Genomic DNA, 17,180 nt, shown 5'->3' on the forward strand with positions numbered 1-17,180 from the left:
CGCATCCCAACCGGCGCTTAGGAACGCAGCCGGTATTCGTCGCGCAGTGCCTTCACCAAGTCGTGGTTCTTTTGCACGCCCTGCATCTGGCGTTCCACCAGGCTGCGGACGTCCGCCGGCAGGGCTTGCTTCAGCGCCCTGCGGTAACGGGCCAGGGCCGTGTCTTCACCGCGCTCGCACTCTTCCAGCACCGCCAGGTCGCTGTCGCTGGTCAACATGCCTTTGACTGCCACCCAACCGCGGTGTGCCGCGCCGCTGACCGTGCCGCCGTCTTCGGGCACACCGCCCAGGCGCAGCACTTCAGACGCCAGCTCGGCAGCCGAACTGGCGCAGTCGCGCATGCGCTGCTCGAAGGTCGACTTCAGCTGCGCGGTTTCGGTGCGCTCCATGCAGGCCTTGAAGCCGTATTCGCCGTCATGGCAGGTTTCCACCAGGTCGTTCAGGACATCAATCACGTCGTCGTTGTCCAGCGGCTCGGCGGTATCGGCTAACTGGCCTTCGTTGATGCGGTCCCAGGCCGCCCGGGTGGCGTAGCGCGCATGCGGCCAGGCCAGGCTGGAACGGCCGCGCTGCTCTTCCCAGCGGCGGGCCAGTTCGGGCTCGACCGCACTGAACTCGCTGCCGTACAAATTGCCGCCGCTCCAGCCCAGCGCATAGGCGGGGCCGTAGTCGTCATAGGTACGGCCGGCTTCGTAATACGGCTCGTCCTGGTAGCGTTCGCGCCAGTAGGCTTCTTCGGCCGTGGGGTTCACCGCTTCGGCACCGGCCTTGCCAGCCAGTCCGCCGACCACCGCGCCCGCCACGCCGCCAATCGCCGCGCCCACCGGACCGCCCATGGCGCCGACGGCCGCGCCCGCCACTGCACCGCCGGTGGCGCCCAGGCCGGTACCGACCGGATGTGCGCCGGGTTCACCCGAGATCGGGTCGAGGTTGGAATCTTTTTCGTTCAACATAGGATGGCTCCTTTAAGTGATGGAATGAATCCTGCCCGCCGCCTGTGGGATACAGCTTGCATGCGCCTCAGTGCATGCAGCTCCGTAGCGGTTGGGCTGGTGACTTCATCTTGGTGGCTGGTGCGGATTTGGTACGTCGGCCAGACCGGCACAGCCATGTAGGAGAAAACGCCGAATCCCGGCAGCAAGGCCGGGTGGCTACCGTGGTGGTTGGGTTAACGCTGCTGGGCCAGCAGCGCGCACAGGGCGCCGAGCTCGGCCACGTGCAGATGCGGCTGGACCGCGTGGCTCCAGGCATGCTGGCCGCGGTTCACCCACACCGCCTGCATGCCGGCCTGGACGGCGGCCACCACGTCGAGCAAGGGGTCGTCGCCCACGTGCAGTACCTCATGCGGCGCCACCCCGGCGGATAGTGCGGCGGCGTGGAAGATGCGCGGGTCGGGCTTGGCCACGCCAAACTCGCGGGCGCTCAGGGCCGCCGTGAAATGCGCGCCAATGCCGACCCGGTGCACATCGGCATTGCCGTTGCTCAGTGCCACCAAGGGGTAGCGCGCGGCCAGCCATTCCAGCGCGGGCAAGGCATCGGTATAAAAGTCCACCCTTTGGCGGGCCGCAAAAAACACATCGAAAGCCGGTTCGGCCAGGTCGGTGTCTTCGCCTGCCAGCTGCAGCGCCAGGCGGATGGATTCGCGGCGCAGCGCGCTCAGGTCGTGGCGCAGATCGGGCCGCTCGGCTTCCAGCTGCACGCGTACGCCGCGCAAGGCCTCGGTGCTGTTGTAGCGCGCCGCCGTGGCCGGGGCGTAGTCCACCAGCCACTGCAATAGCTCGGCCTCGGCCCGTTCGATGGCCGGCCACACCGGCCACAAGGTGTCGTCCAGGTCCAGGGATATTGCTTTGATTTTGGAGAGGTCCAACATAGGTACGGGAGAATACCGGAATGCCCCTCTTCGCCTCCCCCTTCAAGCCAGAACCCCCACACTCCCACGCCCAAGCCCCGCGCACCGGCGTTTTGTATTGCAACCTGGGCACGCCCGACGCCGCCACACCGGCGGCAGTGCGCCGCTACCTGGCGCAGTTCCTCAGCGACCACCGGGTCATCGAGATCCCCAAAGTCATCTGGAACGTAATCCTGCACGGCATCATCCTGCGCACCCGGCCCAAGCAGTCGGCCGCCAAATACGCCAGCATCTGGACGCCGCAGGGCTCGCCGCTGCGCATAGGCACCGAGCAGCAGGCCGTGATGCTGCGCGGCTGGCTGAGCGAGCGCGGCCACCAGGTGCAGGTGGACTACGCCATGCGCTACGGCAGCCCGTCGATCGCCGAGCAACTCGATAAATTCAAAGCCCAGGGCGTGACCCGGGTGCTGATCGTGCCGGCCTACCCGCAGTATTCGGCCACCAGCACCGCCAGCGTGTTTGACGCGGTGTACGACTGGGCGCGCCAGACCCGCAGCATCCCCGAGCTGCGCTTCGTCAACCGCTACCACGACGACCCTGGCTACATCGCCGCCCTGGCCCGCCGCGTGCGCAGCCACTGGCAGCACAACGGCAGGCCCGACCAGCTGGTGATGAGCTTCCACGGCGTGCCCGAGCGCACCCTGCACCTGGGCGACCCCTACCACTGCGAATGCCACAAAACCGCGCGCCTGCTGGCCGCCGCGCTGGGACTGGCCAAAGAGGAATACAAGGTCACCTTCCAGTCGCGCCTGGGCCGCGCCAAATGGCTGGAGCCCTACACCGAGCCCAGCCTGATCGCCATGGCCAAAGCCAAGGTCGCGCGCGTCGACGTGGTCTGCCCCGGCTTTACCAGCGACTGCCTGGAGACGTTGGAAGAAATCGCCATGGAAGGCAAGGCCGCGTTCCTGAACGCCGGCGGCAAGGAGTTCCACTACATCCCCTGCCTGAACAGCGAGCCCGACTGGATCACCGCGCTCAGCCACATCGTGCAAACCCATCTGCAAGGCTGGCCGACGCAGAACCCGGTGGATGCACAAAGCCTGACCGACACCGCAGCCCGCGCCAAATCCTTGGGAGCAAAACAATGATTTTGATAGCTATCACCGCAGGCAGAACCTGCGCCAGAGGCCAATTTCATGCATAAGTTTGATGTCGTCGTGATAGGCGCCGGCGCCGCCGGTTTGTTCTGCGCCGGCGTGGCCGGGCAGCGCGGTTTGAAGGTGCTGGTGCTGGACCACAGCGAGAAGGTGGCCGAGAAGATCCGCATCTCCGGCGGCGGCCGCGCCAACTTCACCAACAAGGACGTAACCCCGGCCAACTTCCTCAGCGACAACCCGCACTTCTGCCGCAGCGCACTCAGCCGCTACACGCCCAAGGACTTCACCGAGCTGATGACCCGTCACGGCATCAGCTTCCACGAGAAGCACAAAGGCCAGCTGTTCTGCGACCGGTCCGCCGAAGACCTGGTGAACATGCTGCTGGCCGAATGCGCGAGCGGCAATGTCACGCGCTGGCAGCCCTGCAGCGTCAAAAACATACGCTTTTCGGCCGCTAGCGCAGACAGTACCAGCGCAGGCAGCTATGAAATCGATAGTAGCGAAGGCAGCATACAGACGCCGCAAATCGTCGTCGCCACCGGCGGCCTGTCCATCCCCAAGATCGGTGCCACCGACTTTGGTTACCGGCTCGCCCAGCAGTTCGGCCTGCGCATGGTCACCCCCCGCCCGGCCCTGGTGCCCCTGACCTTCGACAGCGCAGCCTGGGCGCCGTATGCCCACCTGTCGGGCCTGGCGCTGCCGGTGCAGATCGAGGTCGGTGCCAAGAAGACCAAGACCAGCTTCCTGGAAGACCTGCTGTTCACCCATCGAGGCCTCAGCGGCCCGGCCGTGCTGCAAATCTCCAGCTACTGGCGCGAGGACACGCCCATCCGCCTGAACCTGGCGCCCGAAGTCGACCTGCCGCCCGCCCTGGCCCGCGCCAAAGCCACGTCCCGCAAGCTGATCGCCAACGAGCTGGCCCAGCTGGTCCCCTCCCGCCTGGCCGACGCCTGGGCCGGCCAAGACACCGCCTGGCAAAAACCCATCTGCGACGCCACCGACAAGGCCCTGACCCAGCTGGCCGAAAAGCTGGCCCGCTGGGAGCTGACGCCCAACGGCTCCGAAGGCTATAAAAAAGCCGAGGTCACCGCGGGCGGTGTGGACACCCGCGACCTGTCATCGCAGACCATGGAGTCGAAGCAACCGGGGCTGTATTTCATCGGCGAAGTGGTCGATGTGACAGGCTGGTTGGGGGGGTATAACTTTCAGTGGGCCTGGGCTAGCGGGTTTGCTTGTGGGCAGGCGCTGAGGGCGGGCTGAGTTTTCTCCTGCAGCCACACCTCTCCACACCTCCGCACGCGACCACCCCATGATCGCCTCCCTCCCCATGTACGTGTCCCACCCGGCCGGCAGCGCCGCGCTCTGGCAATACTTGGCCGGCTACCTGCGCCAGGCGGGGGTGGCGGACGTACCCACGGAGCTGGACATCCCCACCAACGCCGACCTCACCCAGCACTGGCTGCGGCCCGACCTGCTGCTCAGCCAGTGCTGCGGCTACCAGATGGTGGATGCACTGGAGCAGCGGGTGCAGCTGGTCGGGGCCTTCCACTACACGGCGCCGGGCTGCGCGGGCACCCACTACAGCAGCCACCTGGTGTGCCGTTCCGACGATAGCGGACGCGCACTGGCTGATTTCCGCGGCCGGGTGGCGGCCTACAACTCGGCCGATTCGCAGTCGGGCTACCACAGCCTGCGCAGCATGGCGGCACCGCTGGCGCTGGACGGGCGCTTTTTTGCGCGGGCGATGGCCTCGGGCGCGCACATCGCTTCGCTGGCCCTGGTGCGCAGCGGCGCGGCGGATATCGCGGCCATAGACTGCATCAGCTACGCCCAGTTTCAGCGCTACCAGCCCGAGGTGCTGCAGGGCACGCGCATCGTCGGCCGCACCGCCAGCGTGCCGGGTACGGCCTTGGTCACAGCCCTGAACACGCCGCCCGCGCTGCTGGCGCTGTTGCGCCAAGGCCTGCAGCAGGCGATGGCCGATCCGGCGCTGGCCGGCACGCGTGCCAGCCTGCTGCTGGGTGGCTTCGAGGCCGTGCCGGCCTCGGCCTACCAGGTGCTGCGGGACCTGGATAGACAGGCTACGGCGCTAGGCTTGGCGCAGCTGTAGTCGCATTTATACAAAATCGGCCTGCAGCGCATATTCCACCAGCGCCAGCAGCTATTTTTAATATAGCAATTGGCCACTCAACCATGGCTGGTAAGGGTGCAGCTAGATGCCGCCACCCCATTGGCACCGAATATGCTTAGGCGTATTTATTCTTTGCTTGTATATACCGGGTGAACGTAACATCCATAGCAGGCATTTTTCTGCTTGTTACATCCCCACCATGCACAGCTCCAGCACTCTTGCACGCAGCCGTTTTGAATGGCCGACCTGGCTTTTGACGGCTGGCATCTACTTGGCCTGGGTGGCGGTGGTGGTCTATTGGCAGCAGCTGGGCGACGTGCTGGGCAGCGCGGCTTTGCTGCTGGTGGTGTGCTGGTACATGAGCTTGCAGCACGAGCTGGTGCACGGCCACCCCACGGCGTCGCCGCGCATCAACCGGCTGCTGGGCCTGGCGCCGCTGGCCGTTTGGTACCCGTTCGACATGTACCGCCACAGCCATTTGATCCACCACCAAGACGAGCACCTGACCCGGCCCGGCATCGACCCTGAAAGCAACTACCTGACGGCGGCCCAGTATGCGGGCCTGCCCGCCTGGCAGCGCGTCTGCTGGCGCTGGCAGCGCACGGTCTTGGGGCGGCTGCTGGTCGGCCCGGCGCTGGCCATCGTGCCGACCTGGGCCGATATCCTGCGCCAGCCGCTGCGGGGCGACTGGTCGCATAGCCGCAGCTGGGCCGAGCACCTGGGCCTGCTGGCACTGCTGCTGTGGGCGCTGCAGCACTATGCGGGTATCCATCCGCTGCACTATCTGCTGGTGTCCTACCCGGCGCTGGGCCTGGCCATGCTGCGATCCCTGTATGAACACCGGCCGGCGCTGCGCCCCGCGCACCGCATCGCCATCAACGAAGCCAGCCCGTTCTGGCGCCTGCTGTACCTGAACAACAACTACCACGTGGTGCACCACGAAACCCCGTCCATGCCCTGGTACCGGCTGCGCGCCAGCTACTTGGCCGACCGCAGCGGCTACCTGCAGCGCAATGGCGGCTTCCTGGTGCCGGGCTACGGCCATCTGCTGCGCCGGTTTGCGCTGACACCAATTGATTCACCTGTCCTACCTGAAGAACTGATTCCTGTGGCACGCTCTAGCCTGCACTGAAATCTTGTCTCCCTCCGTTTAAAGGAAATCCCATGGCTTATTCGTTTTCTCGCCGCCTGCTGGTTACCGCTGTTGCCACCCTGGGCCTAACTGGCGCACTGCATGCCCAGACCGCGGTGCGCGTCGCCTCCAAGATCGACACCGAAGGCGCGTTGCTGGGCAATGTGGTGCTGCAGATGCTGGAAGCCAACGGCATCAAAACCGAGAACAAGTTGCAGCTAGGCAACACCAAGATCGTGCGTGGCGCGCTGACGGCGGGCGAGATCGACATCTACCCCGAATACACCGGCAACGGCGCGTTCTTCTTCTCCGACGAAAAGAACCCGGCCTGGAAAGACGCCAAGGCCGGCTATGAAAAGGTCAAGGCGCTGGACGCCGAGAAGAACAAACTGGTCTGGCTGGAGCCGGCCCCAGCCAACAACACCTGGGCCATCGCCATCCGCAAAGATGTCGCCAGCAAGAACAACCTGAAGTCGCTGGATGACCTGGGCAAATGGCTGGGCACGGGCGGCAAGTTCAAGCTGGCCGCATCGGCCGAGTTCATCGAGCGGCCCGACGCCCTGCCCGCCTTCCAGACCACCTACGGCTTCAAGCTGAACCAGGACCAGCTGCTGACCCTGGCCGGCGGCGACACCACCGTCACCATCAAGGCCGCGGCCGAGCAGACCTCCGGCGTGAACGCCGCCATGGCCTACGGCACCGACGGCCCAGTGTCCGCGCTGGGCCTGGTGATCCTGAACGACAGCAAGGGCGCGCAGCCGATCTACGCGCCGGCACCGGTGGTGCGGGCCGATGTACTGGCCAAGTTCCCCAAGATCAAGGATGCGCTGGCGCCGGTGTTCAAAAGCCTGGACGGCCCCACCCTGCAAAGCCTGAACGCCAAGATCGCCCTGGAAGGCCAGGACGCTAAGGCCGTGGCCGCTGCCTACCTGAAGTCCAAAGGCTTCGTCAAATAAACCGATGTCGCAGGCCTCGCCACCCCTGCTCGCTGTAGCCGAGGCCGCCCATAGCCCGGACACCCCGGGCTGGGTGCGCAACCGGGTGCTGTTCAGCCTGGTGCTGCTCGGCCTGTTCGTGGCTTTCCGCCTAGCGTTTGTTACCGAGGCACCAAACCGCCTGGTCTCGGGCGTAGGTATTCCACTGGCCGACATCCTGACCGGTTGGCGCTGGCTGGTGCTGCTGCCCGCTGCGCTGCTGGCCGGCGCAGTGTTTCTGGCCCCGCAGCCGCGCGTCCATTGGCTGGTGTTGCTGGCGGCGGCGGCCAGCCTGTTCGGCTGGGTCTGGCTGGCGGGCGAACAGGCGCGGCAGGCCGCTGCCACGGCCGAGTCGCCGCTGCTGCGCACCTCGTTTGGCGGCGGTTTCTGGATTCTGGTCGTGCTGTGCGCGCTGGCTGCAGCTGATGCGCTGCAGCGCCTGAAGCTGAATGCCCTGACCCGCAGCCTGGCCGGCGTGGCCGTGGCGCTGCCGCTGCTGGTCCTGCTGCTGCAAGGCCATCTGGATGCACTCTCGCTGCTGAAGGAATATGCGAACCGGCAGGACGTGTTCCAGTCGGCCTGGCGCCGCCATGTGCAGATCGTGCTGACCACCCTGGTGCCAACCCTGCTGATCGGCGTGCCACTGGGCGTGGCGGCGTTCCGGCGGCCGCGGCTGGCGGCGCCGCTGTTTGCGCTGCTGAACCTGGTGCAAACCGTGCCGTCGATTGCCCTTTTCGGCCTGCTGATGGCGCCGCTGGCCATGCTGGCCGCCTGGTGGCCCAACGCCGGCATCAGCGGCATCGGCCTGACGCCGGCGGTGCTGGCGCTGACCCTGTACTCGCTGCTGCCCATCGTGCACAGCACCGTCACCGGGCTGCGCCAGGTGCCGGATGCGGTGGTCGAGTCGGCCACCGGCATGGGGCTGACACCGAGGCAGATCTTCTGGCGCGTCGAGGTGCCGCTGGCCCTGCCGCTGCTGGTGTCCGGCATCCGCACCACTACCGTGCAGGCCGTGGGCCTGGCCGTGGTGGCGGCGCTCATCGGCGCGGGCGGCTTTGGCGCCATCATGTTCCAGGGCCTGCTCAGCAGTGCACTGGACCTGGTGCTGCTGGGCGTGCTGCCGGTGGTGGCGCTGGCGGTGCTGGTCGATGCGCTGTTTCAATCTTTGTCTGTATTCCTCACACCCACGCCATGATCGAATTCCAGCACGTGCACAAATCCTTTGGCGGGGCGGCGGCAGTCAAAGACCTGTCGCTGAATATCCCCAAGGGCGAATTCACCGTGCTCATAGGCGGGTCTGGATCGGGTAAATCCACCACCTTGAAGATGATCAACCGCCTGGTCGAGCACGACTCGGGGCGCATCCTGTTCCAGGGCGAAGAAATCCGCAGCTTCAAGCCCGAGGACATACGCCGCCGCATGGGTTATGCAATCCAGTCGATCGGCCTGTTCCCGCACTGGACGGTGGAGAAAAACATCGCCACCGTGCCCGAGCTGCTGGGCTGGCCGGCCGCCCGCATCCGCGACCGCGTGACCGAACTGCTGGAGCTGCTGGACCTGGCGCCAGCCACCTACCGCGGCCGCTACCCGCACCAGCTGTCGGGCGGCCAGCAGCAGCGCGTGGGCGTGGCGCGGGCGCTGGCGGTAGACCCCGAGGTGCTGCTGATGGACGAGCCGTTTGGCGCGCTCGACCCGGTCACGCGCAGCACCCTGCAAAAAGAGATGCTGCGCATCCACAAGGCATCGGGCAAAACCATTGTGCTGGTAACCCACGATATCGACGAGGCGCTGAGCCTGGCGACCCGCATCGTGCTGCTGCAGGACGGCCAGATCGTGCAGGCCGGCAGCCCCACCGAGTTGCTGACGCACCCGGCCAACGACTTCGTGACCGACTTTGTCGGCCGCAGCGACATCGGCATCAAGCTGCTGGGCCTGGCCACGGTCGCATCGCACACCCGGCGCGGCGAAACCGTGGCCGGCGACGCCCTGCCCGCCCACACCAGCCTGCGCGAAGCCCTGTCGACCTTCGTGGCCCGCGCCTGCGACCGCCTGCCGGTGGTGGACGATCTCGGCCAACCCTTGGGCGTGCTGCACTTTGCCGATCTCTGGCACCGGGCTGCGTGATGCATAAAATCCTGCGTGACCGCTTATTCTGGGCGGTTCTCTTGCTAGCATTATTGACATGGGGCATGCCACAGCTGCGGCCGCTGTTTGCAGCGTTGTTCCCGGCGCTGGACCGTCCGGTCTACACCCAGGACAGCTTTGTGGCCCTGGTGCTCGCGCATCTGAACATCGTGTTCTGGTCGAGTCTGGCGTCGGTCGTGGTCGGCGTGGGCGCAGGTGTGGCCGTCACCCGGCCCGCCGGGCGCGAGTTCAAGCCGCTGGTGGAAACCGTGGTCGCCATGGGCCAGACCTTTCCGCCAGTGGCGGTACTAGCGATTGCCGCGCCCTTGATAGGCTTTGGCACCGAGCCGGCGCTGATTGCGCTGGCCTTGTACGGCCTGCTGCCCGTGGTGCGTGCCACCATCGCCGGCATTGAATCGGTACCCGCATCGGTACGCGAAATCGCGTTCGGCCTGGGTATGGGCGGGCTGGGCTCGCTATTAAAAGTAGAGCTGCCGCTGGCCCTGCCGGTGATACTGACGGGGGTGCGCACCTCGGTCATCGTGAACCTGGGCACGGCCGCGATTGCCTCCACCGTGGGCGCCAAAACCCTGGGCTCGCCCATCATCGTCGGCCTGAGCGGCTTCAACACCGCCTATGTGCTGCAAGGCGCGATCCTGGTCGGCGGGCTGGCCGTGGTGACCGATATGGCTTTTGGCCGCCTGGCCCAGCACCTGGACCGCTGGCGCACATCCACTCGCTGAAATCCATGCTGTCTTCCCTTCCCATGTACGCTGCCGGATCGGCCGCCAACGCCACGCTATGGCAGGCCGTGGCCGAACAATTGCGCCACGCCGGCCTGGCCCAGGTGCCCGACACCCTGGCCCAACCCGATGATTTGATGGCGCACTGGACCGACCCCGGCCTGCTGCTGAGCCAGACCTGCGGCTACCCGCTGACGCACGCGCTGGCCGGCCGGGTCCAGCTGGTCGGCGCTTTTGCCTATGCCGCGCCCGGCTGCGAGGGCGTGTACTACCGCAGCCAGCTGGTCTGCCGGGACGCAGACGCCGGCCAGCCGCTGGAGGCGTTTCGCGGCCGGGTGGTGGCCTACAACTCGGAAGATTCACAGTCGGGTTACAACAGCCTACGGGCCCTGCTGGCGCCCTGGGCACGGGATGGCCGGTTTTTTGCCAGCGCCGTCGCGTCCGGCTCGCACCGGAGCTCGGTGGAGCTGGTGCGCAGCGGCCAGGCCGATCTGGCCGCAGTGGACTGCGTAACCTGGGCCTTGCTGGCCCGCGACCAGCCCGAGGCCGTGCGCGGCTTGCAGGTCTGCGGCCAAACTGCGCCCGCACCGGGCTTGCCGCTGGTAACCTCTATCCACACCTCTGCCGCCGTACTGCAGGCCTTGCACCAGGCCCTGCACCAAGTCGTCGCCGACCCACGCTGGGCCGAGGTACGGGCGGCCTTGCTCGTCCAGGATTTCGCCGAATTGCCGCTCAGCGCCTATGGCGTGATCCCGCAAATGGCGCAAAATGCCATGGATGCGGGTTACCCGCGGCTATAGGCCGCACTTCCGCGCTATAATCCAAGGCTTTGCTGGCAAACCCCTGCTGCCTGATCAATTTAATAGCAGGGGAACACCGCGGATTCTTCGCCAGACGGCCTGATCTTCCTTCTGACAAGACCCGCAAATAAATCGGAATCTTTTTTTGTCATGACAACTATCCGTGTAAAAGAAAACGAACCCTTTGACGTGGCACTGCGCCGCTTCAAGCGCACCATCGAAAAGCTCGGCCTGCTGACCGACTTGCGTGCCCGCGAGTTCTACGAAAAGCCCACCACCGAGCGCAAGCGCAAGAAGTCGGCCGCTGTCAAGCGCCACTACAAGCGTGTACGTTCGATGCAGCTGCCTAAAAAGCTGTATTAAGCTTTCAGACTGTTCGCAGTCTGACAAGCCCGCCCAGGGACGCCAGGGCGGGCTTTTTGTCTTTCAGAATCCCCCAAATACCAGGAAATCAGTATGTCCCTCAAAGACCAGATCACCGAAGACATGAAAACCGCCATGCGCGCCAAAGACAGTGCACGCCTGGGTACCGTGCGCCTGCTGCTGTCGGCGATGAAGCAAAAGGAAGTCGATGAACGCGTGGTGCTGGACGACACGGCCATCATCGCCATCGTCGACAAGCTGATCAAGCAGCGCAAGGACTCGGTGGAAGCCTTCACCAAGGCCGACCGCGCCGACCTGGCCGATATCGAAAAGGCCGAAATGGCCGTGCTGTCGGCCTACTTGCCCCAGCGCCTGGACGCCGAGCAGGTGAACGCCGAAGTGCGCACGCTGGCCGCAGCCCTGTCTGCCGAGCTGGGCCGCGCGCTGGGCGCTGGCGACATGGGCAAGCTGATGGGCGTCGCCAAGGCCCAATTGGCCGGCAAGGCCGAAATGGGCCAGGTCTCGGCCGCCGTCAAGGCCGCCCTGGCGGGTTAACCCGAAATGCAGCAGGCCAACCGATAGGCCTGCTGCCGCGTTGTAGAGTAGTGTTTACTCTCGATAACGCCATGCCATCATCCTTTTTACAGAGATCCGCCCGCTTGCTGGGCGCCGCGCTGCTGGTGGCGGCAAGCGGCTTGGCGCTGGCGCAGTCGGCCCCACCGAGCCGCGTCGGGCGGCTCAGCCTGGTGGAAGGATCGGTGAGCTTCGCCCCCGCCGGCAGCGAGGACTGGGGACAAGCCGAATTCAACCGTCCGCTGACCAGCGGCGACCGGCTGCAAACCGCGCCCGGCGCCCGCGCCGAATTACACAGCGGCTCCACCGCACTGCGGCTGGCCGGCCAGACCGTGCTGGAGATCAGCGAACTCGACGACGACAACACCCGCCTGACCCTGACCCAGGGCACGCTAGCGTTGCGCGTGCGCAACCTCTATCCGGGCGAACGGATGGAGATCAACACCCCGAATCTGGCCTTCACCGTCAGCCAGCCCGGCGAATACCGGCTGGACGTAGACCCTAACTACCGCACCACGGGTATCACCGTGCGCAGCGGCAGCGGCGTGGCCTATGGTGAAAACGGCGCCGCACGCACCTTGGGTGGCCAGCAGCAGATCCGCTTTGCCGACCGCCAACTGGCCCAGGAAGTCGCCCAGAACAATCCGCCGCGCGACAGCTTCGACCTCTGGTCGTTTGCCCGGGACAAAGCCGAAGACCAGTCGCAGAGCGCACGCTATGTTTCCCGCGACACCATTGGTTACCAGCAGCTCGACAGCTACGGCGACTGGCGCACCGACACCCAGTACGGCCCGGTATGGATTCCACGGGTCAGCTCCGGTCAGTGGGCGCCTTACCGCAATGGCCAATGGCGCTGGGTTCCCCCCTGGGGCTGGACCTGGGTGGACGATGCCCCCTGGGGTTTCGCCCCCTTCCACTACGGACGTTGGGCCCAGATCGGCCTGCAATGGGCCTGGGTGCCGGGCCCGATACGGCCACGCCCGGTGTACGCGCCCGCGCTGGTAGGCTTTCCACATGACCGCGACAACGCCTGGCAGGACCACCGCCGCCCTCCGAGCAGTGGCTGGTTCCCCCTGGCCCCCGGAGAACCCTGGCGCCCGAATTACCGCCCGCCCCAACGCGGCAATGAACATCCGAACCGCCCGCCCGATGCCCGTCCTGACCTGCCCGGTTACCAGGCGCCTGGCGCGCCGGGCTGGCGTGGTGACCGGCCAAGGCCCTTTGAGCCTGATGCGGGCCGCGTACCGTCCATGGTGCAACCTCAGCAGCCCGGTATCGTCCCTCGCCCCGGCGGCCAAATCGACGCCTTCCCTCAGGCGATACCGCGTCCGCGTCCAGAAATGCGCCCCGCGGAAATACCCAACCAGCCGACCCCGGCCGCCCGCAACCAAGCCGAGCAAGACCAGCGCGCCTTCATGCAACGCCAGCAGCAGGCCGAACGCGAACGTGCCCAGCAGGAGCAGAACCGCAACCAGGCCGCGCGTGAACAGGATCAGCGCCAAAACGGCCTTCAGCAGCAGATGCGGCAAGACCTGCAGCGGCAGCAACAAGAACGCCAGCGCCAGGAGCAGTTGCAGCGCGAACAGGCGCAAAGGGAATCCCAGCAGCGCCAGCAAGCCGCGCCACCCGGAGCGCAGCCCCAGCCTGGTGTGCCCGACCCGCGGCAACGCCCACTGTGGCCGCTACGCGATAGTGGATCGAGCCGCTAACCCCATGTGCTGCAGCAACTAGCTGCTCTGCCGCACCACCAGCTCAAACCCCAGGTCAATCGTGCTCTGCGGCACTGGTTCGCCGCGCATCAGCGCCAGCAGCATTTTGGCGGCCTGGGTGCCTATCTCGGCACGCGGGGTGCGGACGGTGGTCAGCGGCGGCAGCATCTGGTCGCTGCCCGCCAGGTCGTTAAAACCCACGACAGCGATCCGCTGCGGCACGGCCACCTGCAGGCGCAGCGCGGCCAGCAGCCCACCCTGGGCCAGGTCGTCATTGCAAAAGAAAACCGCATCCACGTCGGGGTGACGCTGCAGCAGTTCTTCAAACAGGCGGCCACCCAGTGCCATCGAGGTCGGCGTGGGGTCCAGAATTTCCAGCTGCGGGTCGTAGCAGCCCGCATCGCGCAAAGCCGCCCGGTAGCCTTCGGCCCGCTGCATCACGCGCGGATCGAGCTGCCCCGCCACATAGGCGATGCGGCGCCGGCCACGCTGCAGTAAATGCTCGGTGATGGTGCGCGCCGCGTCCAGCTGCGACAGGCCAACGCCGTAGACGCCGGGCGTGGGCACGGTTTCCATCAAATGCACGCAGGGCACGCCGCTATCGGCAATCATCTGGCGCGCCGCATCACTGCGGTCAAAACCGGTCACCAGCAAGCCCGCAGGGCGGTGCGCGAGATAGCTGCGCAGCAAGGCGTCCTCTTCGGCGGGCTGGTAATGGGTCACGCCCATCAGGGTCTGAAAGCCCGCGGGCGCCAAGGTGTGTTGCACGGCTTCCAGCAGCTCCACAAACAAGGCATTGGATAGCAGCGGAATCAGCACCGCCACATGCGAGCTGCGGGCCGAAGCCAGCGCGCGAGCGGCCGGGTCGGGCACATAGCCGAGCTGCTGCGCGGCCACCCGGACCTTTTCGACCAGCACCGGATCCACCGCCCGCGCACCGCGCAACGCCCGCGAAGCCGTGATGGCACTGACACCTGCCGCCGACGCTACATCGTTGAGGGTGGCGCGGCCGGTAGCCCGGCGACGCGCGGCAGCAAAAGGGGGATGAGAGGGAGGAGGAGAGCGTTCCATGCGGTGTGGTGGACGATTTTACCGAGGCTGACCAGGCCTGATCGGCGTCAATAAATTTGTAACTTTGGTCAATTTGCTGGTGAAAACCCTGAGCTGCGTTTGCCATGCAGGTGTTTAGGATAGCGCTGTCCAAGATTGCAATACGCAAAACAAGACACCCCCCAGGCAGTTTGCCTGTTTTTTTAACTTATTGGGATTGCGCTGTCCAACATGGTTTCACTGGTCGTCATGGGAGTTGCCGGATGCGGCAAATCGAGCTTAGGCAGTGCCGTCGCCCAGGCGCTGGGCTGGCCGCTGATCGAGGGGGACGACTTCCACCCCCCTGCCAACGTCGCCAAGATGCGCGCCGGCACACCGCTGGTCGATGCCGACCGTAGCGGCTGGCTGGCCTTGCTCGGCCAGGAGCTGCAACGCCACCCGGGCGGTGCGGTGCTGACCTGCTCGGCCCTGAAGAAAGCCTACCGCGACCAGTTGCGCTCCGCCCTGCCTGGTCTGCGCTTTGTACACCTGGAACTCAGCCGCGAACAAGCCCGCACCCGCGTTGCCCAGCGCGCGGGTGGCCATTACTTCCAAGCAGGCCTGGTGGACAGCCAGTTCGATACCCTGGAGCCGCCACAAAACGAAGCCGGGGTGCTGGTGGTCGACGCCACCCAGACCCTGGCCGCCCTTACCCCACAGATCGTCCACTGGATACAGAAAGCCCCTGATGCCAACACCTGATACCCCACCCACCGTGCCGCCGCTGCAGCGCCTGGCCAATACAGCCATGGCCGTGTGCCTGGCCATCATGGCGACCTCGGTCTTTGTTAACGTAGTGCTGCGCTATGGCTTCGGCAGCGGCGTGGCCGCCAGCGAAGAACTGTCTCGGCTGCTGTTCGTCTGGATGGTCTTCATCGGCGCGACGGCCGCCTACCCCACGGGCGAGCACATGGCCTTCAACAGCTTGCTGGTCGCCATGCGCAACAAGCCACGCCTGCTGGTGGTCACCGCCGTACTGGTGCGGCTGCTGGTGATCCTGGGCTGCGGCCTGCTGGCCTGGGGTGCCTGGCAGCAAGTCGTGGTGGGCATGGGCAGCCAATCGGTGGTGCTCGGCTACTCGACCGCATTGCTGCCGCTGCCAGCCTTTTTATGTTCTGTGGCGATCGGCCTGATGGCGCTGTGGGAACTCATACGCAACCAACCGCTGGACCTCGGTCACAGCGTGGAACTGGAGTAAGCCATGTCCGCTGAAGGTCAAGCATTTATCGTTTTCTCGCTCGGCATGCTGGTGCTGATGGGCATCGGCATGAACATGGGCCTGGCTCTGGTACTGACCGGTGCCGGCATGGCTTTTGTACTTGACTTCTGGGACACCCAGCTGCTGGCGCAAAACCTGGTGGCCGGGGTCGACAGTTTTCCGCTGCTGGCCGTGCCCTTCTTCATTCTGGCCGGCGAGCTGATGAACTCAGGCGGCATCAGCCGCCGCATCATCGACATGGCGCAGGCCTGGTTCGGCCATGTGCGCGGCGGGCTCGGCTACGTGACCATCGGCACGGCCATCATGCTGTCGGCCATGTCGGGCTCGGCGCTGGCCGACGCCGCCGCCATGTCGACCATCCTGTTGCCAATGATGCGCAAGCACGGTTATCCGGTAGGCCCCTCGGCCGGCCTGATTGCCGCCGGCGGTGTCATCGGCCCGATCATCCCGCCGTCCATGGCCTTCGTGATCTATGGCGTGACCACCAATACCTCGATCTCCTCGCTGTTCATCGCCGGCATCGCGCCCGGCCTGATGATGGGCCTGGGCCTGGTGATCGCCTGGAAGATGCAGTTGCGCAACTTCACCGTGCAGGCCGATGCGCCCATGCCCGTTCGCCAGCGCCTGCTGGTGTCGGCGCGGGCCTTCTGGGCGCTGCTGATGCCGGTGATCATCATCGGCGGCATGAAAAGCGGGGTCTTCACCCCCACCGAAGCCGCCGTGGTGGCCGCCGTCTACGCGCTGGTGGTGGCCTTTGTGATCCACCGCGAAATGAATGTGGGCGACCTGTACGGCGTGCTGGTGCGCGCCGCCAAGACCACCGCCATCGTGATGTTCCTGTGTGCCGGCGCCCAGGTGGCCAGCTACATGATCACCCTGGCCGACCTGCCCTCGGTACTGACGGGCTGGCTCGGCCCAATGGTGCAAAACCCGCGCCTGCTGATGCTGGTGATGATGGTGGTGCTGGTCATCGTCGGCACCGCGCTGGACCTGACGCCGACCATCCTGATCTTCGCCCCGGTGATGCTGCCCATCGCCGCCAAGGCCGGCATCGACCCGGTGTACTTCGGCCTGATGTTTGTGCTGAATGGCTCGATCGGCCTGATCACCCCGCCCGTCGGCACGGTGCTGAACGTGGTGGCCGGCGTAGGCCGGGTGCCCATGCACACCGTGATCAAGGGCGTGAACCCCTTCCTCATCACCTACACGCTGATCTTGCTGCTGTTTGTGATCTTCCCCCAGCTCGTCACCGCGCCCGTCGCGTGGATGCGTTAAACCTTTACGGCCCTTTTCCCCTTTTTCACCCCCAGGAGACGA

At 65.8% G+C, this 17,180-nt stretch carries 18 protein-coding genes; 15 read left to right on the top strand and 3 right to left on the bottom strand.

Annotation, left to right across the window (positions count from 1 at the left end; all coding sequences use genetic code 11):
* Positions 1–17: 17 nt before the first annotated feature.
* Both BLT66_RS04825 and BLT66_RS04830 read right to left on the bottom strand, forming a co-directional pair.
* Complete coding sequence (locus tag BLT66_RS04825) at positions 18–953, bottom strand: ferritin-like domain-containing protein (RefSeq protein ID WP_092756215.1); 936 nt, start codon at positions 951–953, stop codon at positions 18–20.
* 215 nt (positions 954–1,168) lie between these two features.
* Complete coding sequence (locus tag BLT66_RS04830) at positions 1,169–1,870, bottom strand: HAD family hydrolase (protein ID WP_092756217.1); 702 nt, start codon at positions 1,868–1,870, stop codon at positions 1,169–1,171.
* 20 nt (positions 1,871–1,890) lie between these two features.
* On the opposite strand from BLT66_RS04830, the gene hemH reads away from it, so the two are divergent.
* From hemH to BLT66_RS04890, 12 genes are all read left to right on the top strand, one after another.
* On the top strand, positions 1,891–2,997 hold the full coding sequence (hemH, locus tag BLT66_RS04835) for a ferrochelatase (protein ID WP_092756219.1): 1,107 nt from the start codon (positions 1,891–1,893) through the stop codon (positions 2,995–2,997).
* A 48-nt stretch (positions 2,998–3,045) separates the two neighbouring features.
* Positions 3,046–4,266, top strand: coding sequence for a BaiN/RdsA family NAD(P)/FAD-dependent oxidoreductase (locus BLT66_RS04840; RefSeq protein ID WP_092756221.1), 1,221 nt, complete (start codon positions 3,046–3,048; stop codon positions 4,264–4,266).
* A 49-nt stretch (positions 4,267–4,315) separates the two neighbouring features.
* On the top strand, positions 4,316–5,116 hold the full coding sequence (locus BLT66_RS04845; RefSeq protein WP_092756223.1) for a phosphate/phosphite/phosphonate ABC transporter substrate-binding protein: 801 nt from the start codon (positions 4,316–4,318) through the stop codon (positions 5,114–5,116).
* 220 nt (positions 5,117–5,336) lie between these two features.
* Positions 5,337–6,269: a fatty acid desaturase gene (locus tag BLT66_RS04850; RefSeq protein WP_092756225.1), complete on the top strand. Its 933-nt coding sequence runs from the start codon at positions 5,337–5,339 to the stop codon at positions 6,267–6,269.
* Between the two features lie 32 nt (positions 6,270–6,301).
* Complete coding sequence (locus BLT66_RS04855) at positions 6,302–7,225, top strand: glycine betaine ABC transporter substrate-binding protein OsmF (protein WP_092756227.1); 924 nt, start codon at positions 6,302–6,304, stop codon at positions 7,223–7,225.
* 4 nt (positions 7,226–7,229) lie between these two features.
* The gene (locus BLT66_RS04860) at positions 7,230–8,438 is read left to right on the top strand and encodes an ABC transporter permease (RefSeq protein ID WP_092756229.1); all 1,209 of its coding nucleotides are present in this window, start codon (positions 7,230–7,232) and stop codon (positions 8,436–8,438) included.
* On the top strand, positions 8,435–9,367 hold the full coding sequence (locus tag BLT66_RS04865) for an ABC transporter ATP-binding protein (protein WP_092756231.1): 933 nt from the start codon (positions 8,435–8,437) through the stop codon (positions 9,365–9,367). The genes BLT66_RS04860 and BLT66_RS04865 overlap by 4 nt, the downstream gene beginning before the upstream one ends.
* Before the next feature lie 65 nt (positions 9,368–9,432).
* The gene (locus BLT66_RS04870; RefSeq protein ID WP_255406769.1) at positions 9,433–10,110 is read left to right on the top strand and encodes an ABC transporter permease; all 678 of its coding nucleotides are present in this window, start codon (positions 9,433–9,435) and stop codon (positions 10,108–10,110) included.
* Between the two features lie 5 nt (positions 10,111–10,115).
* A complete protein-coding gene (locus BLT66_RS04875; RefSeq protein WP_218922556.1) occupies positions 10,116–10,910 on the top strand; it encodes a phosphate/phosphite/phosphonate ABC transporter substrate-binding protein in 795 nt (264 codons plus the stop codon).
* A 150-nt stretch (positions 10,911–11,060) separates the two neighbouring features.
* Positions 11,061–11,273 (top strand): 30S ribosomal protein S21, encoded by a 213-nt coding sequence (rpsU, locus tag BLT66_RS04880; RefSeq protein ID WP_092756237.1) that lies wholly within the window; start codon positions 11,061–11,063, stop codon positions 11,271–11,273.
* 93 nt (positions 11,274–11,366) lie between these two features.
* Positions 11,367–11,828: a GatB/YqeY domain-containing protein gene (locus BLT66_RS04885; RefSeq protein WP_092756239.1), complete on the top strand. Its 462-nt coding sequence runs from the start codon at positions 11,367–11,369 to the stop codon at positions 11,826–11,828.
* 71 nt (positions 11,829–11,899) lie between these two features.
* Complete coding sequence (locus BLT66_RS04890; RefSeq protein WP_143029141.1) at positions 11,900–13,555, top strand: DUF6600 domain-containing protein; 1,656 nt, start codon at positions 11,900–11,902, stop codon at positions 13,553–13,555.
* Between the two features lie 18 nt (positions 13,556–13,573).
* On the opposite strand, the gene BLT66_RS04895 is transcribed toward BLT66_RS04890, so the two are convergent.
* The gene (locus tag BLT66_RS04895) at positions 13,574–14,626 is read right to left on the bottom strand and encodes an HTH-type transcriptional regulator GntR (protein WP_092756243.1); all 1,053 of its coding nucleotides are present in this window, start codon (positions 14,624–14,626) and stop codon (positions 13,574–13,576) included.
* Positions 14,627–14,836: 210 nt separating this feature from the next.
* Between BLT66_RS04895 and BLT66_RS04900 the strand changes: the two genes are divergently transcribed.
* From BLT66_RS04900 to BLT66_RS04910, 3 genes are read left to right on the top strand one after another with little or no spacing between them, the layout of a single operon-like run.
* Complete coding sequence (locus BLT66_RS04900; RefSeq protein ID WP_255406770.1) at positions 14,837–15,346, top strand: gluconokinase; 510 nt, start codon at positions 14,837–14,839, stop codon at positions 15,344–15,346.
* Positions 15,333–15,842, top strand: coding sequence for a TRAP transporter small permease subunit (locus BLT66_RS04905; protein ID WP_092756247.1), 510 nt, complete (start codon positions 15,333–15,335; stop codon positions 15,840–15,842). Before BLT66_RS04900 ends, BLT66_RS04905 begins: the two co-directional genes overlap by 14 nt.
* Before the next feature lie 3 nt (positions 15,843–15,845).
* A complete protein-coding gene (locus tag BLT66_RS04910; protein WP_092756249.1) occupies positions 15,846–17,138 on the top strand; it encodes a TRAP transporter large permease in 1,293 nt (430 codons plus the stop codon).
* The last annotated feature ends 42 nt before the right edge of the window (positions 17,139–17,180 follow it).

Source organism: Rhodoferax sp. OV413 (genome assembly GCF_900104385.1).
In the GTDB taxonomy this organism is placed as follows: domain Bacteria; phylum Pseudomonadota; class Gammaproteobacteria; order Burkholderiales; family Burkholderiaceae_C; genus Rhodoferax_B.

Excerpts from the sequence above, each read along its gene's own strand:
- BLT66_RS04905 (WP_092756247.1), top strand. The coding sequence starts at position 15,333 with ATGCCAACACCTGATACCCCACCCACCGTGCCGCCGCTGCAGCGCCTG.
- BLT66_RS04870 (WP_255406769.1), top strand. The coding sequence starts at position 9,433 with ATGCCACAGCTGCGGCCGCTGTTTGCAGCGTTGTTCCCGGCGCTGGAC.
- BLT66_RS04885 (WP_092756239.1), top strand. The coding sequence starts at position 11,367 with ATGTCCCTCAAAGACCAGATCACCGAAGACATGAAAACCGCCATGCGC.
- BLT66_RS04825 (WP_092756215.1), bottom strand. The coding sequence starts at position 953 with ATGTTGAACGAAAAAGATTCCAACCTCGACCCGATCTCGGGTGAACCC.
- BLT66_RS04890 (WP_143029141.1), top strand. The coding sequence starts at position 11,900 with ATGCCATCATCCTTTTTACAGAGATCCGCCCGCTTGCTGGGCGCCGCG.
- BLT66_RS04865 (WP_092756231.1), top strand. The coding sequence starts at position 8,435 with ATGATCGAATTCCAGCACGTGCACAAATCCTTTGGCGGGGCGGCGGCA.
- BLT66_RS04830 (WP_092756217.1), bottom strand. The coding sequence starts at position 1,870 with ATGTTGGACCTCTCCAAAATCAAAGCAATATCCCTGGACCTGGACGAC.
- BLT66_RS04840 (WP_092756221.1), top strand. The coding sequence starts at position 3,046 with ATGCATAAGTTTGATGTCGTCGTGATAGGCGCCGGCGCCGCCGGTTTG.
- BLT66_RS04895 (WP_092756243.1), bottom strand. The coding sequence starts at position 14,626 with ATGGAACGCTCTCCTCCTCCCTCTCATCCCCCTTTTGCTGCCGCGCGT.
- BLT66_RS04900 (WP_255406770.1), top strand. The coding sequence starts at position 14,837 with ATGGTTTCACTGGTCGTCATGGGAGTTGCCGGATGCGGCAAATCGAGC.
- BLT66_RS04860 (WP_092756229.1), top strand. The coding sequence starts at position 7,230 with ATGTCGCAGGCCTCGCCACCCCTGCTCGCTGTAGCCGAGGCCGCCCAT.
- BLT66_RS04910 (WP_092756249.1), top strand. The coding sequence starts at position 15,846 with ATGTCCGCTGAAGGTCAAGCATTTATCGTTTTCTCGCTCGGCATGCTG.
- hemH (WP_092756219.1), top strand. The coding sequence starts at position 1,891 with ATGCCCCTCTTCGCCTCCCCCTTCAAGCCAGAACCCCCACACTCCCAC.
- BLT66_RS04845 (WP_092756223.1), top strand. The coding sequence starts at position 4,316 with ATGATCGCCTCCCTCCCCATGTACGTGTCCCACCCGGCCGGCAGCGCC.
- BLT66_RS04850 (WP_092756225.1), top strand. The coding sequence starts at position 5,337 with ATGCACAGCTCCAGCACTCTTGCACGCAGCCGTTTTGAATGGCCGACC.
- BLT66_RS04855 (WP_092756227.1), top strand. The coding sequence starts at position 6,302 with ATGGCTTATTCGTTTTCTCGCCGCCTGCTGGTTACCGCTGTTGCCACC.
- BLT66_RS04875 (WP_218922556.1), top strand. The coding sequence starts at position 10,116 with ATGCTGTCTTCCCTTCCCATGTACGCTGCCGGATCGGCCGCCAACGCC.
- rpsU (WP_092756237.1), top strand. The coding sequence starts at position 11,061 with ATGACAACTATCCGTGTAAAAGAAAACGAACCCTTTGACGTGGCACTG.